Source organism: Parashewanella hymeniacidonis, from assembly GCF_016900895.1.
GTDB classification, from domain to species: Bacteria; Pseudomonadota; Gammaproteobacteria; order Enterobacterales; family Shewanellaceae; genus Parashewanella; species Parashewanella hymeniacidonis.
This window is the reverse complement of the sequence record NZ_JAFEUN010000005.1, coordinates 37,273-63,111: the sequence shown is the minus strand read 5'-3', so window position 1 is coordinate 63,111 and position 25,839 is coordinate 37,273. Positions and strand designations below refer to the sequence as shown.

Genomic DNA, 25,839 nt, shown 5'->3' with positions numbered 1-25,839 from the left:
GCTAAGGTTTGAACACCCCAATAACATTACCTGCAACCTTAGGTTCAACTTTTTGTTCTGTTTGTTGTTCACGATAATCACATTCTATACATTCTACTGTTTCAACGTTATTTTCTTTAAACAGTACAATGCTATCTTTTGCTCTACATTTGGGACAGGTAGCACCTGCAACAAATCGTTTTTTCAACTTGCTCATTAATTGTTCTTCCAATACTGCGTATTCTTATATTCTGACACAGTAATCCGCATTCCGTTACTGTTGTGTGTTTAAGTAGGTTAGAATCTGCACCAATATTAAATATTTCAGAAAACACATGATATCCATTTCAGAAGCGCAACTTATTCGTGGTACAAAAATCTTATTAGATGAAACCTCCTTAACCGTTTATCCCGGTCATAAGGTCGGCTTAGTTGGCGCAAATGGTTGTGGAAAGTCATCGTTATTGGCATTAATTCAAGGCAAATTACAGCTCGACAAAGGTGAATTCTCATTGCCATCAGGTTGGCAAGTATCGTCAGTAGCCCAAGAAACACCAGCCTTGGATGTATCTGCATTGGAATATGTGCTCGATGGTGACCAAGAATACCGTCAATTAGAAGCACTGCTGAATCAAGCTCAAGCTGATGATAATGGCAACAAAATTGCTGATATCCACGGAAAACTTGATGCTATCGGTGGTTACAGTATTCAATCGAGAGCCAGTACCTTACTTGCAGGCTTAGGCTTCAGCCAGAATGAACAACAAAACCCTGTTCGCAGCTTTTCTGGTGGTTGGCGTATGCGTTTAAACTTAGCGCAAGCCTTATTGTGTCGCTCTGATCTGTTATTACTCGATGAGCCAACCAACCATTTAGATTTAGATACGACCTATTGGTTAGAAAGCTGGATTAAAAGCTATCAAGGCACCTTAATTTTAATTAGCCATGACAGAGATTTTATTGATGGAATTGTTGATGAAATCGTACACGTTGAAAATCAAAAACTGAATTATTACAAGGGCAACTACACCAGCTTTGAAAGAGTACGTGCCGAGCGTATGGCACAACAGCAAGCATCTTATGAAAAACAACAAAAAGAACGTGCTCATATGCAGTCGTTTGTTGACCGCTTTCGTTATAAAGCGAGTAAAGCGAAGCAAGCTCAAAGTCGATTAAAAGCACTGGAAAGAATGGCTGAATTAATGCCATCACATGCAGATAGTCCATTTAAAATGAGCTTTAAAGCTCCTGACGCCTTACCAAATCCGCTCGTTGCGATGGAAAAGGTAAAAGTGGGTTATGGTGAAACACCTATTTTAAATTCCGTAAAAATGAATTTGGTTCCGGGCGCTCGTATTGGCTTGCTCGGACGAAATGGTGCAGGTAAATCAACACTGATTAAATTGCTTTCTGGTCAACTGCAACCAATGTCAGGTGAATACCAACCAAACCAAGGTTTAAAGATCGGTTATTTTGCTCAGCATCAAATTGAATTTTTGTCATTGGACGATTCAGCACTAATGCATTTACAACGCTTATCGACAGATGCAAAAGAAATGGAATTACGTAACTTTTTAGGTGGTTTTGGCTTTATTGGTGATATGGCGCTCGACCCTGTACGTCCTTTTTCAGGTGGAGAGAAGGCCCGTCTCGTTTTGGCCTTATTAGTGTGGCAACGCCCTAATATGCTGCTACTCGATGAACCAACGAACCATTTAGACCTCGATATGCGTCATGCCTTAACAGTGGCTTTACAAACATTTGAAGGTGCAATGGTTATTGTCTCGCATGACAGACACTTACTTCGTCTCACTTGTAATGATTACTACCTCGTCGATGCTGGCCGCGTTCAATCATTTAATGGTGACTTAGATGATTATCATAAGTGGATATTAGAGGCGAACAAAGCTGATGCTCGTAACGATACTCCGTCAGCATCTGGCGACGTTATCGATAAAAAAGAACAAAAACGTAAACAAGCCGAATTACGTAATAAGTTGTCTCCACTCAAGAAGCAACAGACTAAACTTGAAAGACAACAAGAAAAAATGAGCTCTCGACTTGCGGAGCTTGAAGAGTGCTTAGCTGATATGAACTTGTATGACGATGACAAAAAAGAAGTGCTTAAATCCATCATTGATGAGCGAACTCAGCTTACTCAGGATATGGAAGAAAGCGAAATGGAGTGGTTAGAACTTCAGGAACAAATTGAGGAAATTGAATCCGAACATATCTAGGATGTATGGCTTACTTGGCTAAACTTCATCTTTTTTGGCCACTTATTATTTGATATTGTTCTCAGGCATGACTTAATAAGGTTGCAATTAATTTATAAGAGTTCCAAAGCCACTGGCAGGTTGAAAGTATGCACTGGATTTTAGATATGACTTTTAGGGAAGATGAATCCAGAATTAGAAAAGGAAATGGCGCTTTAAAGTTCAATGTGCTGAGAAAAATTGCCATTAATTTACTTAAACAAGATGAAAAGAAAAAAGCGAGTTTAGCTCGTAAAAGGAAGATGGTAGCACTAGATGATGATTTCCGTTCAGTGCTGCTAGAATCAGGAATTAAAATGCGCTAGCCGTACCTGGTAAATTAAAGAAGCACTAAAGCCTTGCAGTAATGCAGGGCTTTTACTTTATCTCCACTTTTTAGTATTGACTAACGACTTATATCCTCTCAATATAAATATAAATGTTAATTATTAGCGCAGTTACTATTTAAACAACTAGACGAAAACATTGAGCCAACTAATGAGTGATAAACTAAATTTAGAAACCATATGGACTGAATGTGAAGCACTCTATCCAGCGAATAAAGACGTTTGCTTGGAACTTCAAGACAAATACGATGTTAATGTCAACTTACTCCTATTAGCTTTATACCTCGATCAGCGGACAACTTTTAGGTATCAGCCAACTCAATGGAAAGTTATGCTCGATATTATTCATGACTGGGAGCTTAACATTCTAAAGCCTTACCGTGAGTTAAGACGTAATGCAAAAACGATGATTGAACAAAGCGAATATCAACAAATGCTGAATGTTGAGCTTATGATGGAACGAAAGTCTCAACAAACACTCAGTAAACTGCTTATTAATTTAACTCCTGTCGACGAGGGATCAAACCTTAGTGGTTACTTAAACCTATACGATAATAACCTAGAGGCAATCATAGAACTAAAGGCTTAAGCTACTACAATTCCTCATTGCCATTCCATAAATCGAAAGCTGCGGATTAGCACCAACACTCGTTGGGAAAACGGAGCCATCCATCACCGATAAATTATCCAAATAATGATGCTGCCCGTATGAATTGACCATAGATGTTTCTAATTTTTCACCCATTGGACAACCACCCATCACATGCGCTGAAGCAATGACGGTTTTTAATTTGGCTAGAGACATGGTTTCGATGGAAGACTTTGCTTGTGACCACGAATTTAAGTAACTCATACCATCATTGATTGGTAATACTTTTTGAGCACCAGCAGCAAATTGTAATTCCGCCATAGACACAAACGACGCCCTTGCGGCTCGCCAAAACGTATCGGTCAGCGGATAATCAATTTCGAAGCTATTGCGGGTGAGCTTCACCTCTCCACCTTGACTTTCTGAGTTAAACCCATCCCGGATCAGTGCGATGGTCACTTGCAATTGATTCAAATCTCGCATCAATTCAGCATGACTTTTTCCAAACCCTAGTGTTTTACTCGCAACCAAGAGTGGATGAATCGGCGGCACTTCAAGCTTATAGCCCAGTTCGCCTTCTACGCCATCACGCCATAAAAACTCATCGCTATAAATCGATTGTGGCGCCCCGCTGTGACCATTAATAGCTTTATCAAATAATGCTCCCGATAACAAAACAGGGTGAAGAAACGTTCTTTTTCCGAGTAAGTGATAGGGATCGGGTGTATTAGATCGCATTAATAAGACGGGAGTGTGAATCGCACCCGTAGCCAAGATATAACGTTTGGCAACGATATGAATTTTGTGACCTGTTGGTTGTTTCATTTGATTGAGCGCAACAGCATCTAAACCTAATACGGTTCTTTTACTGTGTTGTAAATTTATCGCTTTTGCATTAGTTATCAAAGTAGCACCACGATTTAGCGCACTAGGAACAGTGGTCACTAACATGGATTGCTTTGCATTGGTTGGACATCCCATCCCACAATAACCAAGGTTCCAACAACCTTTCACATTTCGCTTAATGACAGTGTGTTGCCACTGGAGCTGATTACAGCCATCTAATAGGGATTGATTATTCGGATTTGGCGGCACAGGCCATTGTTTTATGTTAAGCCTTTGCTCTGCCTCTTCGAACCAAGGTTTTAGCTCTGATGGGCTAATCTCTTTAATACCATAGTTTTCACCCCAGTACTTGAGCGTAAGCTCAGGTGTTCTAATTGATGTAGTCCAGTTAATGGTCGTTGAGCCACCCACGGTTCGGCCTTGAAAGATACCAATGGTCGAATCATTGGTCTTCATGGCGGCGGCTTGTTGATAGAGGTTTGGGTAAGCTGTGCGCTCTTCCATATCAAATTCAGAGGATGACCTTAAGCTGCCAGCTTCGAGCATAATGACTTTATGCCCCGCTTTAGTTAATTGCTCAGCGGCGATACCTCCACCAGCCCCAGTTCCTACAATAACAACATCAGTTTCAAGGTATTGATCATTGTTTAGCTGGCTGGCATCAATGTGTTTCCAGCCATTTTCAAGCCCAGTTTCAATCGGATCAACCATCATGATTTGACTCCCGATAAAGCAGGTTTTTGATAATTAAGTAATCCCCAATGTTCAGGTGAGGCGTAATAGCTACTCATCACCAGCTCACGTAAGCCCAGATAGGCTTCATTCATCATTGAAAGATAATGCTCTCGCCAATACGTCAGTAATTGCTGTAGCCCGTTAGGACTCAATTCGAGGAAGGAAGTAAAGCTACTGGTTAAAAGCAGTGTACCAAACTGAGTCTCAAGCAGTTCTAATAGCTGCATAAGTTTTTGCTGTGCATGTTCTGGTAATAGACTCATTGTGATATGAATGTTTTCAATCGTACGCTCAATCTGTTGCTGACGCTCAACCTCATCTGCAGGCAACGCACCATCAAGTAAAACTGGCAGCAGAGCTGTAAAAAGTAAAGCATGTTTTTGCTTTGTGCCTTCAGACGTTGAATCAAAGGCATTGATATACCAATCAGCTCCAACGGCTAACGCAGCCGTGGCAGCAAAACTTCCGAGTAAAAATGTACGCCGCTCCATCGCCAGAATTCCTTGTGTTATTATTCTTTTCTAACATTTGATAGCAATTTCTTGAACTTTTGACAATAACCGAATGAAAAACAATAAGTTCTGCCCACCATGGTGGCTGAAAAACACTCATATTCAAACCATCCTTCCTGTCATGACTAAAGTGCCTTTAGTTAATTTACAGCGGCAACGGATAGAGCTTGATGATGGGGATTTTATCGATTTAGACTGGACACAAAAACCCCAACCTGAAGCGCCTATTGTGCTTATTTTGCATGGGCTAGAGGGCAGTTCTGAGTCTCATTATGCTCGTAGAATGTTGGCAGAATGCGGCAAGCAAGGCTTAAGCGTTTGTGTTCATCATCATCGCAGTTGCTCTGGGGAATCAAATAGACTAGCGAGAAGTTACCATAGTGGCGATACCCAAGATATTAGCGTCACTTTAGATTTATTGAAGCATCACTTTCCACGTTCACCTATCTTGGCTGTAGGATACAGTCTTGGCGGTAATGTCCTCACTAAGTATTTAGGAGAAGCTCAAAGTCAAAGCTTGATTGAACGAGCCGTTGTCGTGTCAGCACCCTTGCAGTTAAGTGCTTGTGCGAAGCGATTAGAAAACGGCTTTTCCAAAGTTTATCAAAGCTACTTAATCAAACAATTACAGGCCAAGTTACGTGTAAAAATTGAACACCCAAAACTGAACAAACACATGCCTGTCGCAATGGATCAAGTTGAAAAACTCAATACTTTTTATGTATTTGATGATAAAGTCACTGCGCCTTTGCATGGTTTTAAAGATGTTCACGATTATTATCAACAAGCAAGCGGATTACCTTACTTAATATCGATTAATACACCCACTCTAGTCATTCACGCTAAAGACGATCCCTTTATGACTGAGGCCGTAATCCCTGATGCAAGTCAGTTATCGTCATCCGTAACTTATGAGTTGCATCAACAAGGCGGTCATGTAGGCTTTATCAATGGTGGATTACCTTGGAAGCCGACATATTATCTTGAGCCAAGAATTATCGATTTCTTTACTGAAAGCGAATAGGAAGTTAAATGATTATTCCCTATGAGTCATTGACAAGTTTACCGAAAGAAACCCTCGATAATTTGATAAAAGATTACCTTTTTTCTCAAGTTGAAGATGGAAGCTTTACTACAATGGATGGTGATCATCTTAAAAAAGCACTGTTGCAATGTCATGATATGCTAAAAAAAGGCACTCTTATCGTTGAATATAGTGAGAATGATGAATCCATTGGTGTCCGCCATGTTGACCAAATAATAAGGTAAATAAAATGTCAGAGAAACATCCGATTATTGCCGTTACCGGTTCTTCTGGTGCAGGAACGACCACAAGCACAGAAGCATTTAGCCATATTTTTCGTCAGCTTGGCATTAATGCTGTTTCCGTTGAGGGTGATAGTTTTCACCGTTACACTCGTGCAGAAATGGAAGTTATGATACGCAAGGCTCAAGAAGAAGGTAGGAATATCAGCTACTTTGGCCAAGAAGCGAATGATTTTGAACGACTTGAAAAATGCTTTTCTGATTACGCGTCAGCAGGTTTAGGCGAAACTCGAGAATACTTACACACCTTTGACGAAGCCGTACCCTTTAATCAAATGCCAGGAACCTTTACTCAGTGGCGTCCACTGCCGGACGATACTGATATGCTTTACTATGAGGGGTTACATGGTGGCGTGGTTACTGAAGAACATGACGTAGCCAAACATGTTGATTTACTCATTGGAATGGTGCCTATTGTTAACCTAGAGTGGATACAAAAAATCGTTCGTGACACCTCAGACAGAGGCCATAGCCGTGAAAAAGTGATGGGATCGATTGTTCGTAGTATGGACGACTACGTAAACCACATTACTCCGCAATTTTCTCGGACAAATATTAACTTTCAACGTGTGCCCACCGTCGACACATCAAACCCTTTTAGTGCTAAAGGAATCCCGACTCTTGATGAAAGTTTTGTTGTGATTCGTTTTCGTGGCATGGCCGATGTTGATTATCCGTATTATTTACAGATGTTGCAGGGATCATTCATGTCGCGAATTGATACCTTGGTCGTTCCGGGAGGAAAAATGTCACTGGCAATGGAAATTATTTTAACCCCATTGATAGGTAAACTGATGGATAAACGCTCGAAAGCAATTGAGGCGGGTAAGAATAAATAAAGCCTCTGCATGAGAGGCTTTATGGTAGCGTATTAATCAAATACGTATGGGCAACCACCATACTCATTCACTCTATCATCCCAACGCTGAACATCTTGTGCTCTACGCCAGCGGCCATGAAAAAACTCCATCAAGCACTTGCCTTGTTTAACTTCGATGAGCATTAAATCACGCTCTTTAAGTTTATCGTACTCAGGCCATACCTTTGTGTCGCCCCAAGTCAACCCGCCATTTTCTTTAGCGAAATTATTCCAAAAGGTTTCAACCCCAACCCAGCCATTACTGGATTGCTCCCACATCTGCATTTTGTTACCACTTCCTTTAACTTCACCGTTGTGAGGTGCGGCAACGACTAAACTTGAAACACTCAACAACAATGCTGCTATGGCTAACTTCATATTTGATACCTGTTAATTTGCTTCCCTTAATCAGTATAGACCTTATGGCAAAGAAATAACTTCCCGAAATGGCTTACCTTCTTCATACAGTTTCAAGCGCTTAATCATTGAAGGGGTATCTTTGCTGCTTTGTTGCCGAGACAATGTGATGGCTTTTTGCTGATAATGAATGGCTTTATCAAACTTACCGTATTCGGCATAAGCTGCCGCTAAATTATCAAAAATAGCAAAATCATTTGGTGCATGATGTTTCAACTGATCGGCTATCATAATGGCTTTCTTAGCATTGCGATATTTTGATTCAGGACAGGTCGATAAGATCCATACTGCATTATTTTTTGATGCAACATCACCTGCTTTCAGAAATTCATTAACGGCTTTACCACAGTTTGATTTGATACCGTCACCGCCTGCGGCATAAATAAAACCTAAACGAAAATGTGCCCAAGAATTATCAAGTTTAAGATACCATTTTTCAGCTAATGCGAGATCTCTCGGGACAATTTGTCCTTCAAATGCGAGATCAGCTACCGCTTTTTGTGCTTTTTTTTGACCTTCGGTAGCCGCTCTTGTCAGCCATAGAAAACCATTCACGGGATCTTTATCTACGATTCGACCTGAGAGCAATAAAAGACCATATAAATACTGTGCCTCTTGGTTTCCTTGTTCCGCACCGACTTGAATCGTAGCGATTCTACTCGCCAATATTTCTTCTTTAGGCTGAGGCGTAGGAAAATAAGCAGATGCGCTTCCCGAAAATATAATGGATGAACAAAGTAATATTTTTAATACTGAAAACTTCATGTGTCTTTTAAACAATTAATCCTTAACCTTTAGTTAGCCATATCCTGACTAAGATGTCGAGTTTCATTGCAATATTGCAGAATAAATGGTTAATATGCCGTTCTGACAGCAACTAAAACTGTAACTATTAGATAAAAAGCTGTTGAGATTATATGCACTGTTTCTAATGTGAATCATAGTGTTTTTTATTTACGCATAGCTAACAACACATTAAATACATCAACAAATCTCATTAAACCTATTAATTTATTTAGCATTCACAAGTAAAATAGACCCATTAAAAACGATCTAAATCAAAGTTTCTTATAAAAGAATGACGTAGATTGCGTGTAACTTAATTTCAAACTTTAAACTTTAAACTTTCAACCGATAGAGGATTTACGCATGGCTCTAATTGGTAAACCAAAACCAGACCCAACCCTAGAATGGTTCTTATCACACTGTCATATTCACAAGTACCCAGCAAAAAGTACGTTGATTCATGCAGGTGAAACTTCAGATACATTGTATTACATCGTTAAAGGCAGCGTTGCTGTATTGATTAAAGATGAAGAAGGCAAAGAAATGATCTTGTCTTATCTTAACCAAGGCGATTTTATCGGTGAATTAGGCCTTTTTGAAGAAGAAGCTGAGAGAACGGCTTGGGTTCGTGCTAAACAAGCTTGTGAAATTGCAGAAATTTCTTATAAAAAGTTCAAGCAATTAATTCAAGTAAACCCTGAAATTCTAATGAAGCTGTCTCAGCAAATGGCTTATCGTTTACAAACAACGAGCCAAAAAGTCGGTGATTTAGCGTTCTTGGATGTTGCAGGAAGAATTGCTCAAACCTTATTGCACCTTGCAAAACAACCAGATGCAATGACGCATCCAGACGGTATGCAAATTAAGATCACCCGTCAAGAGATCGGTCAAATCGTTGGTTGTTCGCGTGAAACGGTTGGTCGAATTTTGAAGATGCTTGAAGAGCAGAATTTAATTCAAGCTCATGGTAAAACGATTGTGGTTTACGGTACTCGATAAGCTGTAGTATTCCATTTGAAGTGAGCCATAAGCTCACTTCTCTTCTAATAATAAATTCTTTAAGTTTATCGTCAGAGTGCTTTACGCTAGTCCTGCAATACCATTAGGGAATCTATTTTTTGGAAATAGCTCTTTTTGTCTTTGTTCTTTACATAATGGTGAGACATCAAATATACCTCTAATCATAAGTTGAGTCATATCTCCTCGAGTATATTCTGGTACCATGCATGTAACAGTTTGTACTTGATCACCCATTTTTAAAATAAATGTGATTGAAGTGGCGTCTCTTTTGTTTGAAGCTTGTACATAATTTTTAGGTTGTTCCCAATTAACTACAGCTTTAATTTGACAGTATTCACCATTGACTTTTTTCCTCTGTCTTATAGATCTTACTTCATCATTTATCGCATCTTCTACTGATTCATTAGCATCATCAAAATTCGACTCATCCTTAATCATAAGCCGTGATTTATTATCGTTTAAATAATCTAAAAGCTGTTCTTCAGTATAAGGTGAACCTTCATTGACTACCTTTCGGTGTAATCTTTCCTTAACTCCTTTTGATAATGAATGAAGATCATTTAATGCATTTATTTCATCCTTTATACAAAGTAATGTCACTGCTGCGTTTAGTTTTTGTCTAATTGTAGAGTTTCCATATAGACAAAAAACGGTACTAGTGAAATCAATGAGTAACTGCTCTACGCCTACTTCTTTTGCAATTTTAGCTCTATGAAGAACATTTAGACCGACGCGTGAAACAATCTTCCGAGATTGAATAAATGTTGCCTTGCTTTCCAGCATTTCAAGGAAACCAACTATGCAACTCTGCATTTGTTTTAACTGCTCTTCATTTGGATTAAAGTCAGGCATCGGGTTTTGTGCACTATGCATTATTGCGATTCTTTCTTTAATCTTAGCTTGCTCAATAGCTCTCATTTTTTTAGCGTCAAGAGCAACCCTTTCTTTCATCAAGGCTATTGCATCTACACCTGCAATGGCCTTTACTTCATCTAACGAGCCAATTTGTTGGAATGACTCTTCAGTCTTCACTTTGTCTATTTTCGGGTTCTGAGTTTGGTATTTAGTTAAATCGAAGCCCTCGACTTTTATCCCGTGACTATCTTCAAGTATAGAACAATAAAGATCACACATACTTTCATCACAATCAGATAAAACCACAGTTTCTTCTTTTTCAGCAAACTTAACCACACAAGTTAATTTCGATCCCTCTTTAACAGCTTTAAAGTCAAATTTAATTGAAGTTTTAGAGAACGTATTACTCAAAAAGGCCCACAAAAAGCGTATTCGACAATGCTCTGCAAGCATTTCCTTTCCAGACTCGTTTTCATCTTTTGCTAATACCATAGCCAGACTACTTAGAATGTTAGAATACTCTAAGAATAACCTTCCCCACTTTGCATGATATGCATCTATTTCTTTTTGTGTTGCTTTGTCAAAATCGATTTCTTCAGGTGCAAGCTTATCAAAGCCGTGCTCTCCAATGACATCGGCCCACTCTAGAACATTTTCCAGAACAGCTTGAACTTTAAGATTCTCTTTAGGGGTAATTGGAATCGCTAATTTAAGCGTAACCCCATTTATCTTAATCCAAGATTCCACAATATAATCATCAACAGATCGGCAATACATCTCGTCGCATTGAACTTCTAATTGATACCAGTCTTGAAGATTTTCAAGCAACTTAACTAAAGCAAGTTTCATAACCGGTTGCTCAACAAAAAATATGGTACGTAAAAAGCAATCCAAACTTTTCTGTATGCATCGATCATAATTATCGCCACGACCAATGTATTGGTAAAATTGTGTGGCTAATTCGTACCTTTCTCGATTAACTTCAGAATACTGTTCTTGTGATAATTCATAGTTATTGCGCTTGCTATAGATTCTCATTTCACGGCATTGTGAAAAGGGAACATTGACCGTTACATTATCATCATTTGGCATTAATTCTCGATAAGACTCAACACGTTGCTTACAACGCATCTTCACCCTCTCAAATCGGAGTTCAAAATTCATTTGAAGTAATTCATTACTAGGGGCTTTAACTATTACACTTGCAGATACAGCGATTTTTTCTCCTTCAACCGTAGCAATAACACCTTCACTCTCCCGATGTATTTCAGCAGCAAATGCACCGCCTTCTATCAGTATCTGACTACCATCATTACTTCTATGAAACAATGTAGTTTGAGAACGATTGATTTCTCGAATCGACCAATCTTGAGGTAAATTATCATTTGATCTTTTAGCAAGTGAATAGCGGCTTTCAGCTTTACTTTGGTCGAATGCTGTTAGCTCTGTTAAGCTAACATATTCAAAGCCATCTTCAGCTAAATTACTTGTTGAAAAACAATTTCTGTCTAAGCTTCGTTCAGCTCTACCATTTAACTCTGCCTGAGAATTGTTTAGCTTACGAGTTGAAAGTGAAATATCAAATCTTGTCGCTTCTAGCTCATTTCCTAAATAGTTTTCAACCAAAGAAGTTGTACTTTTCTTGAAACTAGAGTTTCTAGGTAATCCTCTCCGATGTCCGTTTTCATAGCTATCTAGAGAATTATGAACTGAGTCAGACTCTTGCAAGTCCTCGTCAAAATCTTCTTGTAATTCGAGTTGTGTCATTTCAGCATCGGTAGAGACTTTAGCCATCAATGCTAATTGTTCTTGTTGGTTCATCTTTAAGTAAGTAGCAATATTTTCTCTATAATCATTTGATAAATTTAAATAACAAATAGCGACTCTAGAGCCTACTTTTCCGTTCAATGTCAAAACATATCGATGTCCACCAGCACCACACTTTATATTATTATTTTTACTATCAGCAGGCTCCAGTGACATGAAAAAACCATCTTTTAAGGCTGATTGCAATGTTACGATCATTGTTACAATGTCTAAGTCTTGAGGTTTTAGCCCTCTCAGCTCGTAAAATGCTGTTTTAGTTTGATGGAGTGAGTCATCCTTTACAAAATTAATCAAGAATTCCCATGTTTCACGTATTTCAGACTCAGTGTTATAATGACAACGACTTGCCATAAGCCATTGTCGATAGTTGGCTGGTAATTCATTGGAATCATCCTCTTTCATTTCGAAGAATGATGCATGTAAAGGCACTGATTCAGATACCTCACACATGACTTCCCAGCTACCCTTATTAGTATTTTCAAACTCAATCGTTGTTTTAAACTCCCTTCCATCCCAATTAACTTGAGAAAGATTAAACGGCTTAGAGAATGTAGTACTTAATTGAGCTTCAGCCATAAGACTTTACCTCGAGTTTGTAAATAAAATAATAAGAAGGGGAAGTCGTAGCGTATTGACGTATTGATATGTGTATCAATACGCTACTATTAAAAGAATATCTTTCTTAAAACGATGACTCAAGTTAAATCGAGTTAATTCAATACCTAAACAAGCTCGAAATTAGACATAGAAAACTTGAGCTCTGTATATAAAAATAAGAAGGCAACAGGGACGGGTGTTGGAAATATATGGCTTTGTTTAAAGGTAAGAACAAAAAAGGATTTTCAGAATAAATATATAAACCAATAAAAATATAATACTGAATATATTAAAGATAAAGAAATATTAATTTAGGGCAAACAAAAATTGTTCGCCCTAAACAATAAATCTAGCTATTCAAATCCTGAAAAAACTTCTTCACACCATCAAAGAAACCTTCCGCTTTCGGGCTGTGCTTCTTCATGGTTTTTGAATCACCACCAAGGGTTTCTTCAAATTCACGCAGTAATTCTTTCTGACGTTCACTCAGATTAACCGGTGTTTCCATCACAACTTTACATAGCAAGTCACCGATGGCATGGCTACGAACCGATTTCACGCCTTTACCACGTAAACGGAACATACGCCCAGTTTGCGTTTCTGAAGGGATCTTCAAGTTCACTTTACCGTCTAAGGTTGGAACTTCAATCTCGCCACCGAGTGCCGCTTTGCTGAATGAGATAGGTACTTCGCAATACAAGTTATTGCCGTCACGAACGAAAATACCATGCTCACGAACGCTAACTTGAACATATAAGTCGCCTGGAGGAGCACCAAACTCACCTGCTTCACCTTCACCTGATAAGCGAATACGATCACCCGTATCAACACCGGCTGGTATTTTGACTGAAAGCGTCTTAGTTTTTTCAATACGGCCTTCACCGTGACACTTATTACAAGGATCTTTTACTACCTTACCGCGACCATGACACGTTGGGCATGGCTGCTGGACTGCAAAGAAACCTTGGCGCATTTGAACTTGACCAGCACCGTTACAAGTTCCACAGGTTGAAGCTGATGTACCTTTCTTTGCACCACTGCCATCACAGGTGTCACAACCGACTAAAGTTGGCACTCGGATTTCTTTGGTTAAACCTTTAACCGCTTCTTCAAGTGACAGTTCAAGGTTGTAACGTAAGTCTGAACCACGAGCGGCTTGACGCTGACCACCGCCACCACGACGACCACCGAAGATATCACCAAATACATCACCGAAGATATCGCCGAAATCAGCATTACCACCGCCACCAAAGCCACCAGCACCTTGGTTTGGGTCAACTCCAGCATGACCAAACTGATCATAAGCCGCTTTCTTGCTGCTATCGGTCAGAATTTCATATGCTTCTTTACATTCTTTGAAGTTCTTTTCAGCTTCTTTATCACCGGGATTACGATCTGGGTGATACTTCATTGCTAGGCGTTTATAAGCCTTTTTAATTTCCCGTTCGCTCGCATCACGGCCAACGCTCAGTACTTCGTAATAATCTCTTTTTGACATAATCTTTGCTTTTTAGATTAATCTTCAATTAGACAAAAGGGCGTTACTGGTTTCCCAGAACGCCCATTTAAGATGTGTTATTGAGTTATAGCGTTCAACAAATTACTTTTTGTCTTCGTCTTTAACTTCTTCGAATTCAGCATCTACAACATCTTCAGCCGCTGCATCTTTCGCTTGCTCTTCACCGCCTGCATCAGCACCTTGTGCTTGGCCAGCTTGTGCTTTGGCTTGAGCGATCTCCATCAACTTTGCTGAAGCTTCCATTAGCTTTTGAGTCGCAGTATCGATAGCTTCTTTGTCGTTGCCTTTCGTCGCTGCATCAACGTCAGCCATTGCAGCTTCGATTTTTTCTTTCTCATCTACAGGAAGTGCTTCACCAGCTTCTTCGATTTGCTTCTTAGTTGCGTGAACCATGCCATCAGCTTGGTTACGAGCTTGAACCAGTTCTTCAAACTTCGCATCTTCATCAGCGTGCGCTTCTGCATCACGAACCATTTGCTCAACTTCATCGTCACTTAGACCTGAAGATGCTTTAATAGTGATGTTTTGTGCTTTACCTGTTTTCTTATCAGTCGCAGATACATGCAAGATACCATCTGCATCGATGTCGAATGCAACTTCAACTTGTGGCATACCACGTGGTGCTGCTTCAATGCCTTCTAGATTAAATTGGCCTAGAGATTTGTTGCCGCTCGCTTGCTTACGCTCACCTTGAAGTACATGAATCGTTACTGCACTTTGGTTGTCTTCAGCTGTTGAGAACGTTTGTGATGCCTTAGTTGGAATCGTAGTGTTCTTCTCAATAAGCTTAGTCATTACGCTACCCATAGTCTCAATACCTAGAGACAGAGGCGTAACGTCTAGTAGAAGTACGTCTTTAACGTCACCTGCAAGAACGCCACCTTGGATAGCCGCACCAGAAGCAACCGCTTCATCAGGGTTAACGTCTTTACGAGGCTCTTTACCGAAGAAGTTTGCAACTTCTTCTTGAACTTTAGGCATACGCGTTTGACCACCAACAAGAATCACTTCATTGATGTCTGAAACCGATAGGTCTGCATCAGCAAGTGCTACTTTTAATGGTTCAAGAGAACGCTTAATTAAATCTTCAACTAAAGATTCTAGTTTCGCACGCGTCACTTTTACGACTAAGTGCTTAGGACCTGTTGCATCAGCAGTGATGTAAGGTAGGTTCACTTCTGTTTGAGTCGTGCTTGATAATTCGATCTTCGCTTTTTCAGCCGCTTCTTTTAGACGCTGCATCGCTAAAGGATCTTTACGTAGGTCTAAACCTTGCTCTTTCTTAAACTCATCAGCTAGATAGTTGATTAAGCGAGTATCAAAGTCTTCACCACCTAAGTGAGTGTCACCATTCGTTGCTAGTACTTCAAACGTTTGGTCACCATCGTGATTGTCAATTTCGATAATAGAGATATCGAATGTACCACCACCTAAGTCGTATACAGCGACAATGTTATCGCCTTCTTTCTTATCGATGCCGTACGCTAGCGCTGCTGCTGTTGGCTCGTTAATAATACGCTTAACTTCAAGACCCGCGATACGACCAGCATCTTTTGTTGCTTGACGTTGTGAGTCGTTAAAGTACGCTGGCACAGTAATAACGGCAGCAGTAACTTCTTCACCTAAAAAGTCTTCTGCTGTTTTCTTCATTTTCTTAAGAATTTCAGCAGAAACTTGTGGTGGCGCCATTTTTTCGCCTTTTGCTTCAACCCATGCATCGCCGTTATCAGCGCCTACAATTTTGAAAGGCATAATGTCTACGTCACGTTGAACTTCATCATCTTTAAAACGACGGCCGATTAAACGTTTAATCGCAAAAATAGTATTTGCTGGGTTTGTTACCGCTTGACGCTTAGCAGGTTGACCTACTAAAGTTTCGTCGTCTGTGTATGCGATGATTGATGGAGTGGTACGATCGCCCTCAGCATTCTCAATCACTCGAGTTTTGTCACCGTCTAATACCGCAACACAAGAGTTGGTTGTGCCCAAATCGATACCAATAATTTTACCCATGAGGTCCTCCAAAAAAATAATACGCAATAATCTGTTTATAAACTCGATGTGGGGATTCAATTCGCCCTTTTCAAGTTTTCCCATCATGAAAGTTTGTTTAATGGGATAACAGATGAATTCATCAAAATTTGTATAACCACATATATTGGGATGGCTTTATTGAAAACAAGGGAGAGAGTAAAAAAAATTTAAGAAATGTTGCGATCGCTGATATTATCACCAACGACCGCAAGAAAAGTCATCTTACATAAATATAAACTTGAGCATAAATAAAGCGGCAATGACTGCGACGCCGACATTCAACTCTTTCGCACGACCACAAACCAGCTTAATCAATACGTAAGACACAAAGCCCATTGCAATGCCCGTTGCAATCGAGAAGCTCAGTGGCATAAGAATACAAACTACGACAACGGGTGCCGCTTCTGTAAGGTCTTCCCATTCTACGTGTGTTAAGCCTGCCATCATGAGCATAGCAACATAAAAGAGTGCTCCTGCTGTCGCAAACGCTGGAACCATACCTGCTAATGGAGCAAAAAATAATGCCAATAAGAACATGACGCCTGCAACTACGGCAGTTAATCCTGTTCGTCCACCAGCACTCACACCCGCAGTACTTTCAATGTAACTCGTCGTGGTCGATGTTCCGAGTGCTGAACCTGCAATGGTTGCAACGCTGTCAGCAACTAGCGCACGATTCAAACGTGGCAACTTACCTTGATCATCAAGCAGTCCTGCACGTTGTGAAACTGCCACTAAAGTACCTGAAGTATCAAACAAGTCTACGAACAAAAATGCAAAGACCACAGAAATCATACTCACTTCAAACACATGTGATAAATCCATTTGCATGAATGTTGGCATTACACTTGGTGGCATGGAAACAATGCCTTGATATTTCACTTCACCAAACGCCAACCCGATTAAAGTAATAATTAAGATGCTCAGGAATACTGCCGAGTGCATACCGCGCTGCACCATGGCAATAATCAATATAAAGCCAAGCCCAGCCATAATGGCAGGAAATGCTGTGATATCACCTAATGTAACCAATGTTGCAGGGCTAGCAACAACAATTCCGGCACTTTTCAAGCCGATTAAAGCTAAAAATATCCCGATACCTGCTGTAATACCGAATCGCAATCCCATTGGAATTGAATTTATAATCCATTCGCGCACTTTAAACAGCGATAAAAATAAGAAACAGATCCCTGACAGAAATACTGCTGCTAATGCTGTTTGCCATGTATACCCCATTTCACCTACGACGGTGTAGGTAAAAAATGCGTTTAACCCCATACCTGGCGCTAATGCAATTGGATAATTAGCGTAAAACCCCATTATCATACAGCCAATCGCAGCTGCCACACAGGTAGCAACGAATACCGCACCATGATCCATTCCCGCATCCGCTAAGATATTTGGGTTCAAGAAAATGATGTATGCCATAGTTAAGAAAGTCGTGACCCCAGCAAGCACTTCACGTTTTATTGTGGTGTGATGCTGTTTCAGCTTGAAAAGCTTTTCGAACATTTAAGCGTGTCCTTGGTAAGCAAGTAGCTGATCATAAGTTTTCTAACATTTTTTATTTCCATTTTCAGCACATTACTGCGTTGCCACTTTGGTTGCATAATTAATACTATGCGCCCAACGTTACGTCTTGTACTGCACTTAATTTGAACATAAAAATTCTGAACAAATTTATCATCAACTACTTTATGTTATTTTTATTGAGATCCAGAGGATGTTTTCATATTAAGTAGTTGTCGATAAGTTTTTTGATAATTATGGCGTTCAAATTAAGAGCAATACAAGGCGTAGCGACAAGTCATAGCCGTAGCTATGGCGAGGAGTTACAACGCAGTAGAGCGCTAAAATTGGGCGTAAGAAAATCTAAGAAAACTTATGGTCAACTACTTAACCACAATGAAAACGAGCGAATTATACTGACATCCATCACAACCGCATAGAACAATGTGATCAAACTCATAGTTTTGTTTTTCAGATAAATTATCACAAGAGTTGGAGACACTTATTTAACAAGTAGGTAAAGTGATTGAAATACTCGAATGTGCGGCTTTCGCGCTTATTCAGCGTTGAATGACTCGATGCGTGGCTCTACAAAGCTTAAGCTTTCAAAACGAAGAAGAGCTAAAACTACGATCTTCAACTGAGGACGCTGGCTTTCCTCAATTTAAATCAGCCACCTTTAGAGACATATCCTCGAATAATATTCAAAGGGATTGAAAGTTCAAGATCGCCATAAAAAACCCAAAAAAAACCCGCTCAATGAGCGGGTAAGACATCTTGCAAGCGGCCTCTTCGAGGAAGCTTTTTCTACTTAAAGTAGCAGAAAACTCTTGGCATAATCAGCACAAAACAGTCGCCAGCTATGCTACTTGAATCTGTTTAAACAACCCAAAATAAATGGGTACCAAAGGGTGATGAATGATGGTAGCTGAATTAAGGGTCCAGTCAGCCCTATTAAACTGGGTTCAGTACTTTAAACTGAAAGTGTATACAACCCGCCGCTAATCGCTTCAGCACTAAACCAAGTGGTTTGCCAATAAAGGGTTTCATTTCCTGTATACATAATGCGTACTCCTACAAAAGTTCAAAGTTGTTATAAAATCAAAATAGCTCTAGTAAAGCGTTTGGGCTCGGGTCCTTGGAACTAGAGATTCTCATATCCATTGAGGCAAACAACTTGTTACTCGGATCCTTGGAGTCACATTTCCATCCTGGAAGAACAATCGATTCAAACATCATTTCCGAATCGATGAGTGCATTATATACAAATGTAGTTTTATTACAACTATTTTTATAAAAAAAGATCAAAAAGGCATTTTTATGTAACTTTACAACTGTTTAAGCAATTAATTTTGAGTGACCTAGCTCTCAAAATTACCAACAAAAACCACTAACACATTGTTTTAAAATACATTAAGTAAAGATAAAATTACTTTCATAAAACCAAGTGTTAAGCTCAAGTTCTCATCTCACTTTTAAAATGCTTATTGATTACATACCTGAACAGTGTTTTATTTCATATTAATCTTTAAGTAATACCAGCAAGATATAATCAGATAAAAGTCTTAGTAGAGCAGTGAACTATGGAAAGCACTAACCCTCAAAGTGGATGCTCGGTGTGTAAATACTCACTTGATGGTGAGCACTATACTTTCGAAGTAAAAACAGTAAAAAGTCTAGAAAAAACTTAACAGAACAACGCACTGAAGGAAGTAATGATCCTCCGAGTCAACACAAGTGGTTTTAACCGATGGCACTAATCAGTTTTTAGTATTAATTAAAAAGCATAGTTTTAATTATGGTTTCTCAAAATTTCACGCCCAGCTTGTTAATGAACAATCAGATGAGGGTAGGAAAATATGTAAAGTAACCAGAAAAGATTTCATTAACTCAACTCCAAAAGATACTGTGGGATTTTCTTATAAAAATCAACGGTGAATTATCATTAGAAATGAATAATCCCACCCAACCTGAGTGCTCCGGCATCGCTTCCGAGTATTTCAAGCATATAGATAAATCAGTGTTTCGAGAAACAATGAAATTAAATACTGAGGTGCCTGAATTTAAAATAATCTGTGAATTCGCAAAAGCGCTTTCATCAGAAATTTTATTTAATGGCTACATTGATGAAAATGCCTCAATTGCCAACATGATACGAAAATAGCCAGCGATGATTGATGAAGCATTAGAACCTCATCGCTTTTCAGGCGGGGAATGGCCGCAGAAAACCGACGAACATTGAGGTTACTAAAAATAGATTTAGAAAGAAAACGGTAGTATTTCTGCAAAAAAATACCCGCTAAATAGCGGGCAAAGACATCTTGCAAGCGGCCTCTTTGAGGAAGTTACTCTCTCAACACAAAAGAGTAACTTGATATGTTCAGTAATGACGCATGTCATCACCAATCACACTACTTGAATTTGATAGACCCAAACGGGTAAAAACAAAGGGTGAATGGTAACTGATCATCGAAATAAGTTAGTTATTTACAGTAGGGTCAGTTAGCCCTATAACTGGTCAGCTAATTAAGTAATAAAACTTACAGCTTCATGATGAACAAACCACCTTTAATTGCATCTGCATTAAACCAAGTGTTTTGCCAATAAAGATTTTCGTTGCCAGTATACATATTACATTCCTTAAAAAATTATATTATTTACTTAATATTAACTATGCCGTCTTATATCGACCAAAGTTAAGAGATAAAAAAGCGCTTACAGCTTTATGCTGAACAAACCACCTTTCATCGCTTCAGCGTTAAACCAAGTATTCTGCCAATATAGTTTTTCGTTACCTGTATACATATTAAGTACTCCTAAAAAGTTCTAAGTTGTTATAAAAATTAAATTACTCTAGTAAAGCTTGGCTCGGTTCCTTGGAACTAGAGATTCTCATATCCGTGGAGACAAACAACTTGTTACTCGGGTCCTTGGAGTCACGTTTCCTTCCTGGAAGAACAACATCCGATTCAGTGTCATTTCCGAATCGATGAGTGCATTATACATTAATGTAGTTTTATTACAACTATTCCTTCTAAATAAACTAAAAACACCGCTAATTTTGTAATTTTACTACACAAAAAGGTGATCTAGGTTTGCGCCTTACTCACGCACTTTAAAGTAACTAACTATATTTAAAGCATTTAGTTCATGTTTTAAAATTACTTAACGCTTTTTCTGTTTGTTTGAATACTTCTTTGCTTTATATTCAAAACTTATTCGGTTTTGGTAACATGATATACTGCACACAAAATAGATATTGCGTTTAACCTAGAAAAAGCAGTTGGTGGCGATCTTAAACGCAGATGAAATTGCCGTTAACAAGGCTTGAATGACAGTGAGTAGTTGATCTACTTACTGTTGTTTATAACGCAGTTAGCGGTGGTTTTAACCAGTTTACGAGTGCCAAGCATTCACCCTATAGATAAATTGAATCGTCTGCTTTTTCTATTAAACATTATGCAGTTATTACGTTTTGAAGCGTCCAACTGCTTTTTTTAGGTTATAAGGAGCCCTCGTGACCGCATTGAATCAACTTTATCCACAACCTCTTTGGCAATGGTTTGAAACTATTTGCTCAATCCCACACCCTTCAAAGCATGAACAAATGCTTAGTCAATATATTCAAGATTGGGTATCCGAAAGAGGTTTTGAGTTTGTAGAAGATCATGTTGGTAATTTGATCATCAAAAAGCCGGCAACAGCTGGAATGGAGGATCGTAAAACAGTATGTATTCAAGCACACTTAGATATGGTGCCTCAAAAGAACAACGATAAAGAACACGATTTTACCAAAGATCCTATCCAAGCTTACGTTGATGGTGATTGGGTCAAAGCTGACGGAACAACATTAGGTGCCGACAACGGTATTGGTATGTCGAGTGCACTTGCGATTTTGGGTTCAACAGACATCAAGCATGGTCCATTAGAAATACTGTTGACCATTGACGAAGAAGCGGGAATGACTGGCGCTTTTGGACTTCAGGCAGGTGTACTTGAGGCTGACATTCTCATTAATACTGACTCCGAGCAAGAAGGCGAAATCTACATGGGTTGCGCTGGCGGTGTTGATGCTGAAATTAAAGTTCCAATGGCTTGGGAAGGTGTTGAGTCAACTCAGAAAGCCTTTAAGCTTGAAGCTAAAGGCTTGAAAGGCGGCCACTCAGGCGTAAACATTCACATGGGTCGTGGTAATGCGAATAAGCTTTTAGCTCGCTTCCTTTTTGGTCATGCCGATGAACTTGCATTAGAGCTTGCCTCATTTACCGGTGGCTCGCTAAGAAATGCTATCCCACGTGAAGCTGATATCGTTTTTACCGTTCCAGCCGAAAAAATTGAACTATTGAATCAACGTGTTGATCAATTTGACGGTATCGTGCGAGCTGAACTAGCCATAGCAGATCCAAGCACATCGTTTACATTAACGGAAGTTACTACTCCTGAAAGAGTCATGGCAGAGGACACTCAAAATGACTTTATTGCATTACTTAATGCGGCACCTAATGGTGTAATTCGTATGAGTGATGACGTAGCAGGCGTTGTTGAAACCTCATTAAATGTCGGGGTTATCACCACAGAAGATGAATGCGTAAATGTTCTTTGTCTCATTCGCTCGCTGATTGATTCAGGCCGCAGCGAAGTTGAAGGCATGCTAACAGCATTAGCACAACTTGGTGGCGCCGAAGTAGAGTTTAGTGGTGCATACCCAGGCTGGAAACCAGATAATAGCTCTGCCGTTATGGCGCTCGTCAACGAAACCTATCATGATATCTATAAAAGAGAGCCTGATATCATGGTGATTCATGCTGGTCTTGAGTGCGGTTTATTCAAAAAGCCTTATCCTGAAATGGACATGGTATCAATTGGCCCAACCATTCGTTATCCGCACGGCCCAGATGAAAAAGTATTGATTGAAACAGTTGGCCAATACTGGGAGCTATTATTGGCGGTTCTTGAACGCATTCCAGCTAAGAACTAAATTTACCAACTTTCTTGTATAGTAAGCTCCAATATTTGTTGGGGCTTTTTTTTTCACTTATTTACCTGTAGATTCTTAATATCGTTTATGAAAAGGACTTTAAGTGAATAAATACGAAGTTACGGTCGATACATTCAACCGCTTAGCGAAGCGCTACCAAGATAAGTATATGAACTTCGATTTTTATTTTGATACCTACGATAGATTCCTCAGTCTTATCAACGATAATGCATCAATTTTGGAACTCGGCTGTGGTCCCGGAAATATTACTCACTATTTATTGTCCAATAAACCAGATTTGAGAATACTGGCCACTGATCTTGCTCCAAATATGCTCGAACTCACGAAACTGAATAATCCATCCGTTAGAACGATGAAACTTGATGGACGAAGTGTTGATAAAGTTGACGAAACATTTGATGCGATAGTTTGCGGTTTTTGTACACCGTATTTATCCAAAACAGATATTGAAAAACTGATTAAAAATATAAGAGATAAACTCGAATTAGGCGGACTACTTTACCTAAGTACAATGGAGGATGACGATAACAAATCGGGGATGCAAACATCGGCCAGTGGAGATCAAGTTTATATTCATTACCATCAGTATGAACACATAAAGGCACAGCTGATGTTAAATAACTTCAAAATAATTGAACACTATCGAAAGCAATTTCCTGCCGAGGATGAGCTAACAACGACAGATCTGTTCATTTATGCACGAGCTATCTAATCGATACTACACCTTTCATATAGTCTGCTGCGTTGCCGATTAAGATAACGTTATTGCCTTCAACTCGGCACTCAAGCTTTCCAACTCGTTTGGATAGCTGTTTTGCTGTTAATTTAATCTTAGACAACTTTTGAGCCCAATAAGGTGCTAACTCACAATGTGCAGAACCTGTTACGGGATCTTCATTAACATTAAGTTTGGGAAAAAAGCAGCGGCTTACAAAGTCACAATCGTCGCCGATAGCCGTCACTACAACACCTCGATATTCTAGTTTAGACAGCAAACTATAATCAGGTTGTAAGGCATGAACCTGTGCTTCATTTTCCAAAACAACACAATAATCAAAGCCTAGTAACACTTCCAGTGGTTCTACTCCTAGACCTTGCAGAAGTGCATCTGGTGCAACAACTGTTTCCATTTGCGTCGCAGGAAATGTCATTTGGTAACCAGCGTCACACTGTTTAACCAATAAGATTCCACTACGAGTATAAAATTCAATTTCTGAACTGGTGTTATTCAAATGCTGAAACAATACATGCGCTGTTGCTAGAGTTGCGTGACCACACAAATCGACTTCGCCATTGGGCGTAAACCACCTTAAACAATAACCTTCGGCCTCTTTAACAAAGAATGCTGTCTCCGATAAATTATTTTCAGTCGCTATATTTTGTAAAAGTTCATCCGACAACCAGCTATCCAAGGGACAAACTGCAGCAGGGTTTCCCCTAAAAACAGCAGAAGTGAACGCATCCACCTGATAAATATTAATCTTCATTGCTTTGCTCATCGATACAACATTCATCTTGGATGAAATTGATGACAGATTGCCACTTTTCGTAGTCTGCAACACAAAAGAGTGTACGCCCTTCTCGTCGCTGCGAAATTAACCCTGCCGAAGCCAGTGCTGAAATATGATGAGATAATGTCGACCCCGGGATCGCTAACACTTCCTGTATCTCACCAACGGCAACCCCTGCATATCCCGCTTTCACTACCGACTTAAAAATTGTTAGTCGTGTTGAATGCCCTAGCTCTTTCAAAGCCTTAGCAGCAATATCTACGTTCATTATAATCAAACCTTAAAAATCTTTAATTCGATATTACTAGAAATAACTTGATCATGACAACAATCAAATCTATATTTCGACTATTCCAGAAACATAGAGATTAAATCATGGATATTTCAGCAATAGAAAAAACGATTAATATGTTCCTTTTTTTAGGAGCTGAGCTCACAATCTTGTTTCTTGTCATCAGTTATATTGTTGGCTTGCTACAAGAGAAAATACCACCAGCTAAAATCCAAAGTATTTTGAGCAGTAAAAATGGCCGAGGATATTTAATTGCAGCTCTGCTTGGGGCTATCACACCATTTTGCTCATGTTCGACGATCCCCTTTTTAAAGGGGTTACTAAGAGCAAAAGCAGGGTTTGGCACTATGTTGGTATTTTTGTTTTCGAGCCCACTTTTAAACCCAATTATTATTGGCTTATTTATTGTCACTTTCAGTTTCAAAGTTGCCATCTTCTACTTTGTTATTGCTATGGGGGTATCAATTGCAGCCGGGCTCATTCTTGAATACTTGGGCTTTGAAGAATACGTAAAGCCTAACGCTTACCTAGAACCAGAAGTAAAAGGTTGTGGCTCTGGCTGCTCAGTGAAACCACAGAGTAATATTTGGGTTAGAGTATGGAAGAGTACTTGGAAAGATTTTAAAAAAATTCTTCCTTATTTATTGATTGGTATAGGTATTGGTGCGTTAGTTTACGGGTTTATCCCGACTGAATTTATTTCTTCGGTAGCCAATGACGATAACCCTTGGGCAATACCTGTTTCAGCAGTTATCGGAATACCACTGTATATCAGAGCTGAAGCCGTCATTCCATTGAGTGCTGCACTCGTTGCGAAAGGAATGAGCATGGGTGCGGTGATGTCACTCATTATAGGTAGTGCTGGAGCCAGCTTAACAGAGGTAATCTTATTGAAGTCGATTTTCAAGAATAAGATGATCATTGCCTTCGTAGCTGTCGTATTATCAATGGCGATATTCGCAGGATACGGCTATCAATGGCTCTTTAGTTGAAGTAGTCATAATCGTAGCTCATGGAAAACCATG

21 protein-coding genes and 1 pseudogene are annotated in these 25,839 nt (G+C 39.4%); 11 read left to right on the top strand and 11 right to left on the bottom strand.

Annotated elements, in window-relative coordinates; all coding sequences use genetic code 11:
- Position 1: 1 nt before the first annotated feature.
- Positions 2–196: a YheV family putative zinc ribbon protein gene (locus tag JQC92_RS02105; RefSeq protein ID WP_204998088.1), complete on the bottom strand. Its 195-nt coding sequence runs from the start codon at positions 194–196 to the stop codon at positions 2–4.
- A 118-nt stretch (positions 197–314) separates the two neighbouring features.
- Between JQC92_RS02105 and JQC92_RS02100 the strand changes: the two genes are divergently transcribed.
- From JQC92_RS02100 to JQC92_RS02090, 3 genes and pseudogenes are all read left to right on the top strand, one after another.
- Positions 315–2,216 (top strand): ABC transporter ATP-binding protein, encoded by a 1,902-nt coding sequence (locus tag JQC92_RS02100; protein WP_204998087.1) that lies wholly within the window; start codon positions 315–317, stop codon positions 2,214–2,216.
- A gap of 104 nt (positions 2,217–2,320) precedes the next feature.
- Positions 2,321–2,560: pseudogene (locus JQC92_RS02095) on the top strand (transposase); the annotation flags it as partial.
- A gap of 172 nt (positions 2,561–2,732) precedes the next feature.
- Entirely contained in the window at positions 2,733–3,170 is a 438-nt protein-coding gene (locus JQC92_RS02090) for a TIGR02444 family protein (RefSeq protein WP_204998086.1), read from the top strand.
- Here the strand turns inward: JQC92_RS02090 and JQC92_RS02085 are convergent.
- Entirely contained in the window at positions 3,159–4,733 is a 1,575-nt protein-coding gene (locus JQC92_RS02085) for a GMC family oxidoreductase (RefSeq protein WP_204998105.1), read from the bottom strand. The genes JQC92_RS02090 and JQC92_RS02085 overlap by 12 nt on opposite strands.
- On the bottom strand, positions 4,727–5,242 hold the full coding sequence (locus tag JQC92_RS02080; RefSeq protein ID WP_204998085.1) for a TAT leader-containing periplasmic protein: 516 nt from the start codon (positions 5,240–5,242) through the stop codon (positions 4,727–4,729). The genes JQC92_RS02085 and JQC92_RS02080 overlap by 7 nt, the downstream gene beginning before the upstream one ends.
- Before the next feature lie 73 nt (positions 5,243–5,315).
- On the opposite strand from JQC92_RS02080, the gene JQC92_RS02075 reads away from it, so the two are divergent.
- The 3 genes from JQC92_RS02075 to JQC92_RS02065 are packed head-to-tail and all read left to right on the top strand — an operon-like array spanning position 5,316 to position 7,428.
- Positions 5,316–6,287: a hydrolase gene (locus tag JQC92_RS02075; RefSeq protein ID WP_204998084.1), complete on the top strand. Its 972-nt coding sequence runs from the start codon at positions 5,316–5,318 to the stop codon at positions 6,285–6,287.
- Positions 6,288–6,295: 8 nt separating this feature from the next.
- Positions 6,296–6,532, top strand: a complete 237-nt coding sequence (locus tag JQC92_RS02070) for a YheU family protein (RefSeq protein WP_129945399.1) — start codon at positions 6,296–6,298, stop codon at positions 6,530–6,532.
- Between the two features lie 5 nt (positions 6,533–6,537).
- Positions 6,538–7,428, top strand: a complete 891-nt coding sequence (locus JQC92_RS02065) for a phosphoribulokinase (protein WP_204998083.1) — start codon at positions 6,538–6,540, stop codon at positions 7,426–7,428.
- A gap of 32 nt (positions 7,429–7,460) precedes the next feature.
- Here JQC92_RS02065 and JQC92_RS02060 read toward each other — a convergent pair whose 3' ends face one another.
- Together JQC92_RS02060 and JQC92_RS02055 are read right to left on the bottom strand one after the other, a co-directional pair.
- Positions 7,461–7,826 (bottom strand): hypothetical protein, encoded by a 366-nt coding sequence (locus tag JQC92_RS02060; RefSeq protein ID WP_204998082.1) that lies wholly within the window; start codon positions 7,824–7,826, stop codon positions 7,461–7,463.
- Positions 7,827–7,868: 42 nt separating this feature from the next.
- Entirely contained in the window at positions 7,869–8,630 is a 762-nt protein-coding gene (locus tag JQC92_RS02055; RefSeq protein ID WP_204998081.1) for an SEL1-like repeat protein, read from the bottom strand.
- Between the two features lie 384 nt (positions 8,631–9,014).
- Between JQC92_RS02055 and crp the strand changes: the two genes are divergently transcribed.
- Positions 9,015–9,650, top strand: a complete 636-nt coding sequence (gene crp / locus JQC92_RS02050; RefSeq protein ID WP_129945403.1) for a cAMP-activated global transcriptional regulator CRP — start codon at positions 9,015–9,017, stop codon at positions 9,648–9,650.
- Positions 9,651–9,731: 81 nt separating this feature from the next.
- Here the strand turns inward: crp and JQC92_RS02045 are convergent, their stop codons facing one another.
- The 4 genes from JQC92_RS02045 to JQC92_RS02030 all read right to left on the bottom strand — a co-directional run bounded on the left by JQC92_RS02045 (position 9,732) and on the right by JQC92_RS02030 (position 18,015).
- Entirely contained in the window at positions 9,732–12,551 is a 2,820-nt protein-coding gene (locus JQC92_RS02045) for a hypothetical protein (RefSeq protein WP_204998080.1), read from the bottom strand.
- 748 nt (positions 12,552–13,299) lie between these two features.
- On the bottom strand, positions 13,300–14,448 hold the full coding sequence (gene dnaJ, locus JQC92_RS02040; RefSeq protein ID WP_129945405.1) for a molecular chaperone DnaJ: 1,149 nt from the start codon (positions 14,446–14,448) through the stop codon (positions 13,300–13,302).
- Positions 14,449–14,550: 102 nt separating this feature from the next.
- Positions 14,551–16,482, bottom strand: a complete 1,932-nt coding sequence (dnaK, locus tag JQC92_RS02035; protein ID WP_204998079.1) for a molecular chaperone DnaK — start codon at positions 16,480–16,482, stop codon at positions 14,551–14,553.
- A gap of 243 nt (positions 16,483–16,725) precedes the next feature.
- Positions 16,726–18,015, bottom strand: coding sequence for an NCS2 family permease (locus JQC92_RS02030; protein WP_204998078.1), 1,290 nt, complete (start codon positions 18,013–18,015; stop codon positions 16,726–16,728).
- Positions 18,016–18,269: 254 nt separating this feature from the next.
- Here JQC92_RS02030 and JQC92_RS02025 point away from each other — a divergent pair, with 254 nt between their 5' ends.
- The 3 genes from JQC92_RS02025 to JQC92_RS02010 all read left to right on the top strand — a co-directional run bounded on the left by JQC92_RS02025 (position 18,270) and on the right by JQC92_RS02010 (position 23,723).
- Positions 18,270–18,452 (top strand): hypothetical protein, encoded by a 183-nt coding sequence (locus tag JQC92_RS02025; protein ID WP_204998077.1) that lies wholly within the window; start codon positions 18,270–18,272, stop codon positions 18,450–18,452.
- Positions 18,453–21,529: 3,077 nt separating this feature from the next.
- Positions 21,530–22,990, top strand: coding sequence for a beta-Ala-His dipeptidase (locus tag JQC92_RS02015; RefSeq protein WP_204998076.1), 1,461 nt, complete (start codon positions 21,530–21,532; stop codon positions 22,988–22,990).
- A 103-nt stretch (positions 22,991–23,093) separates the two neighbouring features.
- Positions 23,094–23,723 (top strand): methyltransferase domain-containing protein, encoded by a 630-nt coding sequence (locus JQC92_RS02010; RefSeq protein ID WP_204998075.1) that lies wholly within the window; start codon positions 23,094–23,096, stop codon positions 23,721–23,723.
- On the opposite strand, the gene JQC92_RS02005 is transcribed toward JQC92_RS02010, so the two are convergent.
- The gene (locus JQC92_RS02005) at positions 23,716–24,498 is read right to left on the bottom strand and encodes a PhzF family phenazine biosynthesis protein (RefSeq protein ID WP_204998074.1); all 783 of its coding nucleotides are present in this window, start codon (positions 24,496–24,498) and stop codon (positions 23,716–23,718) included. The two genes, JQC92_RS02010 and JQC92_RS02005, sit on opposite strands and share 8 nt — an antisense overlap.
- Complete coding sequence (locus JQC92_RS02000; protein WP_204998073.1) at positions 24,488–24,790, bottom strand: ArsR/SmtB family transcription factor; 303 nt, start codon at positions 24,788–24,790, stop codon at positions 24,488–24,490. The genes JQC92_RS02005 and JQC92_RS02000 overlap by 11 nt, the downstream gene beginning before the upstream one ends.
- Positions 24,791–24,897: 107 nt before the next feature.
- On the opposite strand from JQC92_RS02000, the gene JQC92_RS01995 reads away from it, so the two are divergent.
- Positions 24,898–25,806 (top strand): permease, encoded by a 909-nt coding sequence (locus JQC92_RS01995; protein WP_204998072.1) that lies wholly within the window; start codon positions 24,898–24,900, stop codon positions 25,804–25,806.
- The last annotated feature ends 33 nt before the right edge of the window (positions 25,807–25,839 follow it).